The organism is Alkaliphilus hydrothermalis, from assembly GCF_016908555.1.
Classification (GTDB): Bacteria; Bacillota; Clostridia; order Peptostreptococcales; family Natronincolaceae; genus Alkaliphilus; species Alkaliphilus hydrothermalis.
The window spans coordinates 1-13,693 of record NZ_JAFBEE010000013.1; the positions used below are offsets into that span (position 1 = coordinate 1).

General features: G+C 35.7%; 14 protein-coding genes and 1 riboswitch. Of the genes, 8 read left to right on the forward strand and 6 right to left on the reverse strand.

Translation table 11 applies throughout. From position 1 onward, the window contains the following. Positions 1-452 precede the first annotated feature (452 nt). The gene (locus JOC73_RS09875; RefSeq protein ID WP_204402678.1) at positions 453-896 is read left to right on the forward strand and encodes a CBS domain-containing protein; all 444 of its coding nucleotides are present in this window, start codon (positions 453-455) and stop codon (positions 894-896) included. A 100-nt stretch (positions 897-996) separates the two neighbouring features. Here the strand turns inward: JOC73_RS09875 and JOC73_RS09880 are convergent, their stop codons facing one another. The 4 genes from JOC73_RS09880 to JOC73_RS09895 form a co-directional block, all read right to left on the reverse strand. After that, positions 997-1,779, reverse strand: coding sequence for an ABC transporter permease (locus tag JOC73_RS09880; protein WP_204402680.1), 783 nt, complete (start codon positions 1,777-1,779; stop codon positions 997-999). Between the two features lie 4 nt (positions 1,780-1,783). After that, positions 1,784-2,587 (reverse strand): ABC transporter permease, encoded by an 804-nt coding sequence (locus JOC73_RS09885; protein ID WP_204402682.1) that lies wholly within the window; start codon positions 2,585-2,587, stop codon positions 1,784-1,786. After that, positions 2,584-3,561, reverse strand: coding sequence for an ABC transporter ATP-binding protein (locus JOC73_RS09890; protein WP_204402684.1), 978 nt, complete (start codon positions 3,559-3,561; stop codon positions 2,584-2,586). The genes JOC73_RS09885 and JOC73_RS09890 overlap by 4 nt, the downstream gene beginning before the upstream one ends. Before the next feature lie 272 nt (positions 3,562-3,833). Next, positions 3,834-5,216 (reverse strand): APC family permease, encoded by a 1,383-nt coding sequence (locus JOC73_RS09895; protein ID WP_204402686.1) that lies wholly within the window; start codon positions 5,214-5,216, stop codon positions 3,834-3,836. 104 nt (positions 5,217-5,320) lie between these two features. Further along, positions 5,321-5,422: riboswitch (glycine riboswitch) on the reverse strand. 325 nt (positions 5,423-5,747) lie between these two features. On the opposite strand from JOC73_RS09895, the gene gloA reads away from it, so the two are divergent. The 7 genes from gloA to JOC73_RS09930 all read left to right on the forward strand — a co-directional run bounded on the left by gloA (position 5,748) and on the right by JOC73_RS09930 (position 12,266). Continuing rightward, positions 5,748-6,131, forward strand: coding sequence for a lactoylglutathione lyase (gene gloA / locus JOC73_RS09900; protein ID WP_204402688.1), 384 nt, complete (start codon positions 5,748-5,750; stop codon positions 6,129-6,131). 181 nt (positions 6,132-6,312) lie between these two features. Then, entirely contained in the window at positions 6,313-6,810 is a 498-nt protein-coding gene (locus tag JOC73_RS09905; protein ID WP_204402690.1) for a GNAT family N-acetyltransferase, read from the forward strand. Between the two features lie 428 nt (positions 6,811-7,238). Beyond that, positions 7,239-8,312 carry a pyridoxal-phosphate-dependent aminotransferase family protein gene (locus JOC73_RS09910; RefSeq protein ID WP_204402692.1) on the forward strand — a complete coding sequence of 358 codons (1,074 nt, stop codon included), beginning with the start codon at positions 7,239-7,241 and terminating at the stop codon, positions 8,310-8,312. Positions 8,313-8,328: 16 nt separating this feature from the next. Next, positions 8,329-9,240 (forward strand): D-2-hydroxyacid dehydrogenase, encoded by a 912-nt coding sequence (locus tag JOC73_RS09915; protein ID WP_204402694.1) that lies wholly within the window; start codon positions 8,329-8,331, stop codon positions 9,238-9,240. Positions 9,241-9,251: 11 nt separating this feature from the next. Next, positions 9,252-10,499 (forward strand): DUF1015 domain-containing protein, encoded by a 1,248-nt coding sequence (locus JOC73_RS09920; RefSeq protein WP_204402696.1) that lies wholly within the window; start codon positions 9,252-9,254, stop codon positions 10,497-10,499. A gap of 353 nt (positions 10,500-10,852) precedes the next feature. Next, complete coding sequence (locus JOC73_RS09925) at positions 10,853-11,338, forward strand: flavodoxin domain-containing protein (RefSeq protein ID WP_204402698.1); 486 nt, start codon at positions 10,853-10,855, stop codon at positions 11,336-11,338. Between the two features lie 115 nt (positions 11,339-11,453). After that, complete coding sequence (locus JOC73_RS09930) at positions 11,454-12,266, forward strand: class I SAM-dependent methyltransferase (protein ID WP_330613160.1); 813 nt, start codon at positions 11,454-11,456, stop codon at positions 12,264-12,266. A 40-nt stretch (positions 12,267-12,306) separates the two neighbouring features. Here JOC73_RS09930 and JOC73_RS09935 read toward each other — a convergent pair whose 3' ends face one another. Both JOC73_RS09935 and JOC73_RS09940 read right to left on the reverse strand, forming a co-directional pair. Beyond that, the gene (locus JOC73_RS09935; RefSeq protein ID WP_204402702.1) at positions 12,307-12,531 is read right to left on the reverse strand and encodes a hypothetical protein; all 225 of its coding nucleotides are present in this window, start codon (positions 12,529-12,531) and stop codon (positions 12,307-12,309) included. After that, complete coding sequence (locus JOC73_RS09940) at positions 12,531-13,685, reverse strand: Ger(x)C family spore germination protein (RefSeq protein ID WP_204402704.1); 1,155 nt, start codon at positions 13,683-13,685, stop codon at positions 12,531-12,533. Before JOC73_RS09940 ends, JOC73_RS09935 begins: the two co-directional genes overlap by 1 nt. Positions 13,686-13,693 lie beyond the last annotated feature (8 nt).

Consider the following 13,693-nt stretch of genomic DNA (forward strand, 5'->3'; position numbering starts at 1 on the left):
ATAGACACTTAACTAATATGGATTTGAAGTTCCTAATGCTTTAGTTAGTGCTATTTTTCTTACTCTAGTTTTTCATAACCTACTTTACACTACCTTAATTTATGTATAAAGATAAGTGAACACTAATATTATATCATATTGTTAAAAAGAAGACAACGATTTAATGATAACTGATTTCAACAAAGAAATTGCTTTAGGAGTCATAAATTAAATGGACTGTTGAAAAAACAATATTATAAAGGGGTATGTAAATAAATGGGTGTAGAAATTAAATATATTTAAGAATTTATATATTCTTTATTTAGAAATCCACGGTATAATAGAAGTATTAATAAAATTAAAAAAAATATAAATACCGTACCTTAAGCTGATTCCACTGGACAACAAACCCAAATTGATAGCATATGATGTAAACGTATGGCGGAGGCCATAGAGTTAAGGAGGAGTTTTATATGAATATTGCTTTTTTTATAACACCGAAAAAGGAGAGTGTATGTCTTTCTTGTAATGCAACCATGAGGCAAGCACTTGAAAAAATGGAGTACCACAGATACTCAGCCATTCCTCTAATTAATGACGAAGGTCAATATGTGGCTACACTGACAGAAGGGGATTTACTATGGATGTTAAAAAACACACCAGGACTAACGTTTCAGGGAACCCATGAAATTAGACTAAGGGATGTACCAAAACATATGAATAATCGAGCTGTATCCATTAATTCAGATATAGAAGACTTATTTAATCTAATCAGTAATCAAAACTTCGTTCCAGTAGTAGATGACAATAACATTTTTGTTGGGATTGTCACTAGAAACGCTGTAATGACCTATTTATATAATCTGGCATCAAAACAACAGGCAAGTTTGAATAAGCTAGCTAAAGTTACTGTATAGTGATATTAATAAAAATATGAATAACAAAAGCCAGTATCCTTACGTATATGAAATATATAAGGATGCTGGCTTTTTGTAGTATCAAGAAGACAAAGTTATTTTAGGAACCTGTAGATTTATAATGTTTTACCCCATAGTTCCAAGCAAAGATACAGGGAATAATAAATACCATCCCATATAAAGGGGAAATCATATATAAAAATTTATTACCTTCAGCTCGATTAAGGATGTGTAAGAGAGGAAGATAGTTAACTGTACCAAAGGGAATGATATAGGTGAAGAATTTTTTAATTCCCTCCTTATAGATACTTAACGGGTACTGAGACATTTCCCTACCACCGTCGGTGAGGATATTCATTACCTCCAATCCTTCTATGGTCCAAAAACAAAAAGTAGCCGATAAAAGGTAGATACCAGTAAAAATAAATACTCCACTTGCAATCATTAACACTAGAGTGATGATCTTATCATAACTCCAGACAATATCGAGATTTAGTAGGGCATAAACTAGCGCCATTAAACTCTGTAACAACCTACCGACACGAGTGAACTCAAATTTTGATCCCAAGACCTGTAGAAATGTTGTACGGGGTCTTACTAAAAGCCTGTCAAATTCCCCCCTGACTATCATACCTGAAAAGGAATCAAAGCCCCTAGCAAAGCATTCGCTGAGGGAAAAACCTATATGGGTCACGGCATAACATAGGGCAACCTCGTATAGGGACCAACCAGCCAAATTAGGGAAACGTTGAAACAATAGGAAAATCGAAACAAATACTAAAAAGGGAATAAAAAATTGTCCTATAGAAAGTAGTATAAAGGAGGTTCGATATTCAATCTGACTCTTAAAAAGTACCTTCATATATTTAAAGTAGAGTTTCAACTCATCAACCCCCTTGTATAATAACTTTCTTTAGTGCATTTTTCATCCATAAATTACCTAGAGACAATAAAACGAAGATCCATAGTAGCTGAATACCGATTCCCTGTAGACCCTCATGTATGCCAATGTTTCCAGCATAAATCCTAAAGGGTAAGTCGGCAACATACCTAAAAGGAAGGATGTAGACAATGCTCTTTAGTAAAGGAGGCATAAGGGGTACAGGTAAAATTAAACCTCCAAAAAACTCGCCAAGGACACCAAAAATTAAGAGGGAACCCGTCGGTGACATGGTGTAGAAGGTGAAGATATAGATTAACATGGAAATTGCAACAATTAAAATCAAACCCAAAGTTAAAGCAACAAAGAAAAGTCCAAAGGAAAATAAACTTACAGGTGAAGAAAATCCATAGGGATTTGGGAGTAGAGAGGCAACTAAAATAATAGGAAGAGACCTTAATATTGCTCCCGATAGTCGCTGGGCAATAAGTCTTGCATACCAAAATCCATATAAGCTGGTAGGGCGGCATAGTTCATAGGCGATATTCCCACTGGTGATGAGGCTAAATAATTCACTGTCCCTAAACCATAGCATAACAAAAACTAGGAAGCTTTGTTGTAGCCATATGACTTGTATTAGCTCCTGAAGGGAGATGGGCTGTGGACTAGAAGTACTGCGATAAAAGGCTTCAAAGACCATAATTAAGATAAAGCCCCAGAAAAACTGAGTAAAGACACCGGCTAAGGCGGCGGTTCTATATTGTAGTCCCTTTAGTAATCTCATCTTAAAAAAGGAATAATAGGCCTTCATATCTGAAACTCCTTATACAAGTCTACAATGATTTCCTCCACTGGCTGGGCATTAACGGCAACGTCCTTTATATCAAAGTTTTGGGATAAGATACTGATGACATCTGATACTTTAATCGTCTCTAAATCCACCGCTAAAGATATTCTTTCCTTTGTTCGAGATAAGACTGTTGTTCCTTTTATAGATAGATCCTGCGTACTTGCGGCAAAATCCACTGTAACTGTTTTGTGGGTTACAAAGCGATTCTTTAATTCGGTCAAGGTGCCGTCCATCAGTTTTTTACCTTTCCCAATGAGGATGATTCTTTCTGCCAGTGCCTCAATATCACTCATGTCATGGGTTGTTAAAATAACAGTTACTTTTTTCTCTTGATTAATCGTATTAATAAAGTTACGGACTGCCATTTTAGATACTGCATCTAGTCCGATTGTGGGTTCATCAAGAAATAATATTTTGGGGTCGTGTAGTAGGGAAGCTCCGATTTCACAACGCATTCTTTGACCGAGGCTTAGTTGTCGAACAGGTGTTGAAAGTAAAGCAGATAAATCAAGGGTTGCGGTAAGTAAGTCGAGGTTACTTTTAAAGGTTGTTTCAGGGATTTTATAAATATCTTTGAGGAGATAGTAGGAATCCATTACAGGAACATCCCACCATAATTGTGATCGTTGTCCAAAAACAACACCGATGTTCCTCACATGATTAATACGATTTTTCCAAGGTGTATTACCAAGAATACTACATTTCCCACTATCGGGGACTAGGATGCCACTGATTATTTTGATAGTTGTGGATTTTCCGGCCCCATTGGGACCTATATAGCCAACGATTTCTCCTTCATCAATGGTAAATGAAATGTCTTCTAGAGCCTGGACTGTTTTGTATTGGGGATTAAATATGGATTTAATTGCAGCTGTTACACCTGCATTTCGCTGGGCAACCTTAAAGCTTTTGTACAAGCCTTCAACCTCAATCATCTAATCACTCCTTTATAGAAAAGTAAAAAATAAGAAAATAAGCATTTAAGTAAAGGTAGTAGAAAGGATTGGAAATATTAGTCTGAAAATTTAACAGAAGAATTACATTATATAGTTCCTTTATATCAATGTCAATAAGAAATACAAAAAAACCCAATTCTTAGTTTGAGGATATCCTTAAGTAAGTCCAATGATAGGAAAAAACTCCCTTCATATGATGAGGGGAGTTCGGAAATAAGTTGATAGGTAATATATTTTGAGTATAAACTTTTTTATGCCCTGTAGATTTTCTTAATCACTAAATAAACAGGAAAACCAACCATAGTAATCACGATACCGAATAGAGCATTTGATGTATCAGTAATAAGGGTGCTGGCAATGATGTAGATTCCTCCAGCAATTCCCACTAATGGTACTACAGGATATAAGGGTACTTTATAGGTTCTAGGAAGATGGTTAAATTTCTTTCTTAAAATAAAAATCCCTGATACCGTCATGATGAAAAATAGCCAAACTACAAACATTGCTAAAGTGGTAAGAATCTCGAAGGAACCACTAAGCACATAAAGGACAGCTAAAATTCCCACCATAATAAAAGAAGCTAAAGGAGTTTCAAACTTCTTATTAACTTGACCGAGGGTATTGGCAAAGGGGAATAGGCGATCCTGTGCCATTGCAAAAGGAACTCTAACACCAGTCATCAAGTAGCCATTCATTGCGCCGAAGATTGAAACCATAATTCCTCCTGCGATTAAAGCTGCACCACCATTTCCGAAAAGAACGATTGCTGCATCGGAAGCAGGGGTTCCAGAAGCCATTACCTGATGTACAGGGATAATATTAATAATAGCAAGGTTAATTAGTACATATATTCCGATAATCATACTAAGCCCTAAAATGATTGATCTAGGAAGGTCTTTACCTGGATTTTTTAATTCTCCTGCCATGTTACCTACTCCAACCCAACCGTCATAAGCCCATAGGGTTCCCAGGATGGCTGCACCAAATCCAGCAATACCAGTAGTGCTTTTACCAGCAGCGGCTACAGCAGAAACTGCACCTGCATTACCATTGATCAAGCCAAATCCAATGATAATAATTATTGGAATAAGTTTGGCAATAGTAGAAACTACCTGCACCTTACTACCCAGCTTAGTAGAGATAATATTAATTGATATAATAAGGAAAATCATAAAAATTGCTAATACTTTTTGTTGTACTTCTGTTAGAGGAATAAAAAATGTAGCTTGTGTAACAAAGACAATAGATAGTGCTGCTGTTACACCAGGGACATAAATGATAGATTGTACCCACCCAAATAAAAATGCCCACTTTTCACCATATAGTTCCTTTAGATAAGCAAAGATCCCACCGGTTTTAGGGATAGCAGTGGCAATTTCAGTAATCGTAAGGGCAGAGGCAATGGTAACTACCCCTCCAAGTATCCAGGCTAGAATCCCCAGTAGAGGCGTACTGGCATTGGAAAATACTGAAGAAGACTTAAAGAAGATACCCGAACCGATTACGACACCCACTACCATAGTAACGGCATCAGCAAGGCCAATTTCCTTTTTTAGACTCTTTGTTTCCTGATTAGATAACGGATTTTTTACTGCTTTTTTTTCTGTGACATTTTCTCTTAATATTGCACTCATTAATTTCTCAATCCTTTCTTTTAAGCTTCGTATGAGTTCCTTAGCTGACAACTACTTAAAGGGCAAAAAAAATAGACAGGGAGTAGGTAGCACAAAAACACGCTACGCTACTCCCTGTCCTTTTATCTGAAAGATTCCCCAGTCTTCTTGAAATGGGTTGCTTCTTTGATGCCACATATTTATGTAGTCTCTCCAGGGGTGTGTCAAATTATTGTATCAGACCTGAAAGCTTCAACACTACTGGTTTGCTGGGTAGTGTCTTTCTCCTACGGTTATCTTAGTAGATATCTCCAATAATCTTCATCCACTGCTATTCAATTCTTTTATATTTTATTGTGCTTAACTAGAAAAGTCAATAGTTTTTTAGGAGGGAAAATTAGGAGTAAATATATTATATTACATCCAAATACTAGTCCTAATTAATTTATATGGACTAGAAGGGAATAGGGATCTTATGATGAATATATAATACAAGGGAATGTAGACAAAATTTAGACATCAACCTACTAAAAATCATAAGGGAGGTATTTTATGCAATACAAAATGCTCCATACTTGTATTAGAGTAATGGATTTAGAAAAATCTCTAGCATTTTACAAAGAGGCGCTAGGCTTTAAGGAGACGAGAAGAAAGGATTTTCCAGACAATGAATTTACGTTAGTATTTCTAAGTGATGAAGAAGGTCATTATGAAATAGAATTAACCTATAACTACAACCCAGAAGAGCCTTATGTTATTGGAAATGGTTTTAGCCATATGGCTGTTGCAACAGAAAATCTAGAAGCCTCTAGAGAAAAGCATATGGAGATGGGCTACACGGTTACAAAACTGATGGGACTGCCAGGGAGTCCTCCAAGATACTATTTCGTAACAGATCCTGATGGATACGATATAGAAATTATTAGGGGAAATTAATAAAAGGTAATAAGTCCTATTTCAAGTCTTTTCATAAGGGAAAATATCAAAATTAAAGGATTTTATTGTGAAAAACTATGGGAGTGCAGATTAATTGCTAAATTTTCATAGTTTTTTATCTGTAAAAAAATGTTTTTTGTCTTACAAATATATCTGTACTTATATAAAGGAGCAAGGTATTATGCAGGACTTTGAAAAAATATGGGATATTCTAGAGGAAGCATTTCCTCCTAATGAGAGGAGAAGCAAAGAGGCTCAGAGGAATTTACTAATGCTACATGCCTATCATATTACCCCTTATTATGAGGGGGAGCAACTGGTGGGTTTTTTATGCTACTGGAACTTAGGGGACTTTATATTTGTAGAACATTTGGCTGTGGAAGAAGGATATCGGGGGAAGGGCTACGGAAGAAAGATGATGAAAAATCTTCTTGAGCAGGATAAAGGAAAGGTAATCCTTGAGGTGGAATACCCAGAGGACGATATTTCTAGGAAACGGATTAAATTTTATGAATCCCTTGGATTTAAGTTGAATTCAATAGAGTATCTTCAACCCTCCTATGGAACGGGAAAAGAAGCTGTTTCACTATTATTGATGTCTTATCCCAATTCATTGGGTGAGGTGGAAGCAAGGGAAGTGATCAAAGAAGTCCATAAGGAAGTATATCATGTTTCATAGTATGTTTAATAATATCAAAAATTCTAAGATAATAGAAAATTCCCCAAGCTTCTGTATATAATCAGTAATGATGTATACTAAATAAGGTTTGGGGAAATTCTCTATAATGTGGTAAAAAAATGTGAATATTCATAAAAAATACTATATTTATAAAAACTAATAGAATATATTGCAATCTAATAGTTAAACTTGTACAATATGATTATAAAATATTTTTTTGATTTTTAGGGTAAATTAAAATAGGCTCCGTAAGAAAATACCATACATTTTTTACTATGGTCTTTTTTATGGGAGAAATTACTAGGCCCATAATTTGCAGCAGACTTTGACAAGAGTTTTATAAACTATAGGCATAGGTAAGCTGCTTGTTATAATTTTTAATTACATAGAAAGATTTGTTTAATTTAATCTAAAGGAGGCTTTTTATTATGCACAAAAGACTTTTTATCCCAGGACCAGTTGATGTAGCACCAGATGTATTAGAAAAAATGGGAACACAAATGATTGGACATCGTTCTAAGGCTGCATCTGTATTACAACGTAGTATCTCTGACAAAATGAGAAAATTAATGTTTACTGAAAACGAGATCCTATTATCGACTACTTCAGGTAGTGGTTTAATGGAGGGAGCAATCCGTTGTTGTACTAGAAAAAGAGCGGCAGTATTCTCTGTTGGTGCCTTCGGAGATCGTTGGTACAAGATGGCTAAGGCTAATGGGGTTCCAGCTGATAAGTTTTCTTCTGAATTAGGACAACCTACTACACCAGAAATGGTAGAAGAAGCTTTAGCAACTGGAAAATATGATTTAGTAACAATCACCCACAACGAAACTTCAACAGCCATCATGAATCCTGTAGAAGAGATTGCTGAAGTACTTAAGAAATATCCAGATGTAATCTTCTGTTTAGATACAGTTAGCTCATTAGGTGGAACTAAAATTGATGTAGATAAGCTTGGCGTTGACGTGTGTATTACATCTACTCAAAAGTGTTTAGGTTTACCTCCAGGATTAGCTATTTGTTCTTTATCTCAAAAAGCTTTAGATGCTGCAAGACAAGTAGAAAACAGAGGATTATACCTAGATCTTGTTGAAATTTATGACTATATCCAAAAGAAAGACTATCAATATCCTTCTACACCATCATTATCCCATATGTTTGCTTTAGACTATCAATTAGATAAGATTCTTGAAGAAGGACTTGAAAACAGATTTGCTAGACATGCTGAAATGGCTAGATACGTAAGAGATTGGGCTAATAAGCACTTTGAAATGTTAGCAGAGGAAAAGTATGCTTCAAATACATTAACAACGATTAAGAATACTAAAGAAATCAGTGTTAAAGATCTTAACAAGGAGTTAGATAAGAGAGGATACGAGATTTCTAACGGATACGGAGACTTAAAGGACGTAACCTTCCGTATTGCCCACATGGCAGATACTACTTTAGATGAAGTTAAAGCATTATTAGTTACTATCGAAGAAATTTTAAACCTAAAATAGTAGGGGGGACGAAAACATGGCAAGAATTCTTATAGCAGATGGAATGGAGCAAAGTGGGATGGATGCTCTTAGAGCAGCAGGGCATGAACTTGTTGAAGAGTTTAACGAGCCAGTTGCACTTGCGGAAAAAATTAAAGAGTTTGATTGCATCGTAGTTAGATCAGCTACAAAAGTTAGAAAGCCAATCATCGACGCAGCCCTTGAAACGAAGAAGCTTAAATTAGTTATTCGTGGTGGTGTAGGAGTAGATAATATAGATGTTGAATATGCTATGGAGAATGGTATTCAAGTAAGAAATACTCCTTTAGCAAGTAGTGCATCAGTAGCAGAACTAGCAATTGGACATATGTTTGCCCTTGCAAGACATATCCATATTGCTAACGTTACCATGAGACAAGGCAAGTGGGAAAAGAAGAAGTATGAAGGAATTGAACTGGCAGGAAAGACTCTTGGCTTAATCGGATTCGGTAGAATTGCTCAATCAGTTGCTTCTAAAGCTTCTGCCCTAGGCATGAAGGTAATTTACAATGATGTAGCTGGAAAAATAGAAGGAAAAGACGAATTCCAATCAGTATCTAAAGAAGAGTTATTAAAGACTGCTGATTTTATTTCTCTACATATTCCTTTCATTAAAGAGCAAGGACCAGCCATTGCTAAGAAAGAATTTGATATGATGAAGGATGGAGCATTCCTTGTAAATACTGCCCGAGGTGGAGTAGTTTGCGAGAAGGCTCTATTGGAAGCTCTTGATTCAGGAAAAATTGCTGGAGCAGCAGTTGACGTATTTGAAGAAGAGCCAACTAAGAACGAAGAGTTATACACCCATGATAAAGTATCATTAACACCTCACATTGGAGCATCAACTGAAGAAGCTCAAACTAGAATTGGTGAGGAAATCGTTGATATAATCACAAATCACTTTAAGTAGGAGGATGAACAATGGCAGTAGTTAAACCCTTTAGGGGAGTTAGACCAAACCCAGAATTAGCACATAAAGTAGCAGCCCTACCATACGATGTAATGAATCGTGAAGAGGCTAAGAAAATGGCTGAAGGAAATCCTTACAGTTATTTACATGTAAGCAGATCTGAGATTGATTTAGATGATAGTGTCAATCCATATGATAAAATTGTATACGAAAAGGCTAATGAAACTTTAAAGAGATTCAAAGCTGAAGGGATTATGATCCAAGATGATAAGCCAGTATATTATATCTACAGACAAATCATGGACGGAAGACCACAAACAGGTATTGTTGCTTGTTCATCTATCGATGAATATGTGGACAATACGATCAAAAAGCATGAGTTTACAAGGCCTGTAAAGGAAGAAGATAGAATCAACCACTTTGACTATTGTAATGCTGATACAGAGCCTGTATTCTTTGCATACCGTTCAAAGGCTGAGATTCAAGAATTAATCTACAACTGGATTGAAAATCACAAGCCAGTATACGATTTCAAGAGTGTAGATGGGATCGACCATATTCTTTGGGTAATTGATGAAGAAGAAGTCATCAATGCTATTGAGGAAAACTTCAAAACTGTAGACTACCTATACATTGCAGATGGACACCACAGAACAGCTTCTGCTGCTAAAGTAGGATTAAAGAGAAGAGAGCAAAATCCTAACTACAAAGGTGACGAAGAGTTCAATTTCTTAATGACTGTTATTTTCCCTGATGAAGAGCTATTAATCATGGACTATAACCGTGTTATTCAAGACTTAAATGGATTATCATCAGAGGAATTCTTAGCAAAGATCTCAGACAAGTTCACTGTGGAAGAAGCTCAAGGAACAGAGCCATACAAGCCAGAAGCAAGACATACTTTTGGTATGTTCTTAGATGGTAAGTGGTACAAGTTAACAGCTAAGTCTGAAATCATTGATGAAACTGATATGGTTGAAAGATTAGATGTTGCGATTCTTCAAAAGAATCTTCTTCACCCAGTTCTAGGAATCGAAAATCCACGTACAGACAAGAGAATTGACTTCGTAGGTGGAATCAGAGGATTAAAGGAATTAGAAAGAAGAACTCAAGTAGACATGAAGGTTGCCTTCGCTTTATATCCACCATCAATGGAAGAATTATTTGCTATTGCAGATGTTGGAGAAGTTATGCCTCCTAAATCAACTTGGTTTGAGCCAAAATTAGCTAGTGGTTTGTTCGTTCACGAATTAGAATAATTTATATGATAAAGCTATGAATACCCTTACCGTTTTGGTAGGGGTATTCATTTTTATAACGAATAGGAAAATTCTACATTAAATTAGTATAAAAGAGAACTTTTTCGCAAATGAGTTTCAACATAAGTCATCGATTAAATCTTCCGAAGGAAGACTTTGTTATAAGAAAAAAAGTAAAGTATAAAATATTCTTAGCAGAAGGACTAGAGGTATGGCCTAATAAAGTACAAACAATAAAAAATAAAATAATGATAATGGTATTAACATTGGGATTAGTTAATAAATAATAATAGTACGTAATTTCTGCGATATTATAATAATATGGTGCTACGATAAATACAAGGGGGGGTTATATGCAAATCTTAATTTTATTTACTTCTAAGTATGGAGCTACGGAAAAGGCACTTAAATTAGTTGCAGAAGGACTTAAGGGGCAAGTGGATATGATTGATATTGAGGAAGAGGCCTGTGGGGAGATAAATCAATATGATACAATTATATTTGGGGGATCTATTTATGTTGGTAAAATTCAATCAAAAATAATAAAATTTATGGAAAAACATAAGAAAACGCTAATAGATAAAAATATTGCTTTGTTAATCAGTAGCAAAGATGGTGGAGAAAAAATTTCGGAATTCTTAGAGTTCAATTATCCCCAGTGGATAGTTGAGCAAGCCTTTATCAAGGAAGGATTAGGCTACGAGATAAGTATTGAAAAAATGAGTTTTTATGATAAATTTGTACTTAAAAACCTGTTTAAGATAGAGGAAAGTGATTCAAAAATAAACTATGATGTAATTAAAAAAATCATTGATATTATCAACCAAATGGAGGCTTAAGAGGATAAGCAATATTAACTATGTGAAGCCATAGTATTACATAAAAAATTGCCATAGAATGGATTTAAATGGGAAAAGCTAATGATTAAGGATGATAATTAAGGGAGGATTTGTAGTGAAGGAAAGACAGATCAGTAATGTTTGCAATGATAACAACCACGAGGCTTGGAATAAAGCGGCCTATAGTGCATGGGTAGAGAAGTTTGGAGAACCCCTTGAGGCAGCAAAAAAAATTTTAAGGGACCCTACCAAAACGCTGTCAGTTCTACATAGTAAATTTGGCGATGTGAAGGGTAAAAAAATCATGAATTTGATGGGTTCCAATGGGACTAAAGCAGTTGCATTAGCTTTATTAGGGGCAGACGTTACGGTGGTGGATTTTTCGGAAGGGAATAGGCAGTTTGCAATGGAGCTGGCAGAGGCAGCAGGTGTAAAGATTAATTATATCTTGGCAAATGTACTAGAAATTCCTCAAGAGGAACTAAGGGGAGATTATGATATTGTCTTTGCAGAGATGGGGATACTACATTATTTTTCTGACTTGAAACCCTTTTTTAATGTGTTTTATCGTAGTTTGAAGGAGGAGGGAATAATGGTACTTCGAGACTTTCATCCTGTATCTACTAAGCTCATCACCTCTAGAGGGACTACTGCTAAAATACGGAAACATAAGGTGACGGGTGACTATTTTGATACTTCCCTAGAGGAACAGGATATATCCTACTCTAAGTTTATGTCAGAGGGAGAAGAACCCATCAAGGTGTTCCTTAGAAAATGGAATCTAGGGGAAGTCATTACGGCGGTTGCAGAGGAAGGACTAATGATTCAGTCATTAGAGGAGGAACCAAATTTATCCTGTGAGGTCTTTGATAAGGGGATTCCAAAGACATTTTCACTGGTGGCTAGAAAAATAAGGAAAAATAAATAAAATGACAATAAGAAAACCGTGTCATGGTAGCACGGTTTTTTTATTGTAGCTTAAGCTGAATCCATTGCGTGATGGGGTTTGTGAAGGATATCAAAGCCTCCAATGGATTGGTTGAAATTAAATTAAGATGATCTCCAACACAGATGGCTGCCGCCAGTGCAACAATGAATAGGTACATGAAAATGACGGATTTATCCTCTTTATTGAGTTTAATAAAATCAATAATCACCACAATGGTAATTACTATTGGTAGAAGGATCTTCATTATATTCTCCCCTTATTGGTATTAAGTGCAGAGTGGATCACTGTACTATTCACTTTAACATTGACTTCGCAGTCTGAGAATACCTCATTCCAGTTATCCTGAAATTCTTTAAATTCCTCGGGATATTTTCGAAAAAAATTGCCACTTAGATTAAAATAGTCAACTTTGTACTCCCTTTGGGCGGAGGCAATGGCTTTATTGAGCTTATCTTCAATGACTTTATTCATCTGCTCTTGAACTTTTATAACTTGTAATTCTTGATCAACTCCCAAATGGGGAATTCTTTCTGCAATGTTTCCTTCTACATCGACTTCTATGTCAAAAGAAATTTTGTCATCAATAAATCTAGGGGTAATCTTTGAACTGGCCTTTGAAACTTCTATTGTAAGGGGCTCGTTTTTTAAATAATACTCATAGACAATTAAACTATTTTTAAATTTATTGGTGATTAGGTTATAGGCTTGTCCCTCTTCATAATTTAAGTAACCCACCAATAGATCCTTGTCAAAAATAGCAATGGAGGATAATTTAAACATAGACAGTTCATTGGGGCTAGGGGGGGGTACTTTGGCAACTAAAGTAGTTACATAATTACTTGCTGGATTGTTAATGATTTCTAGCGTTTCCTTTAAATCGGCCACATAAACCTTAGAGTTTGATTTATTGTTGTCTGCTTGAGTCTCCAGTATATTCGATGGAATTGCCCCCAGAATATTAGGTGTATCTAGGATTTCATTTGGGGGTAGTTTGCTGATAAAAATATAGGGCTCCAGTCGAACCTCCATATCCTGTACTAAAAAACCGGTGACCTTTGAAATACCCTCTTTAGCGATTGATTCATCTATTACGATGGCACTGACATGGGCAAAGTAGGGACGCCTACCAGCAATTAATGTGGTATTTCGAAAAGCATCAAAGATGGTGAGCCCCTCTGATTCAATAATGCTGTACTGCTTTCTTGTCTCACTTCCCTCCGATAATAATGTACTAGGATTTGCGAACTGTAGTGATATTTTATAGAGACCTGCTTCAGTTTTTGAAATGCCTATGCCTAATACAAAGCCAATATTTTCAATTTCTCTACGGCTCCAGCAGGAGGTAGTTAGAGGGATTGATAGAAAAAGGACCAGCAATAACATCATTTTTCTTTTCATGGGTTGTC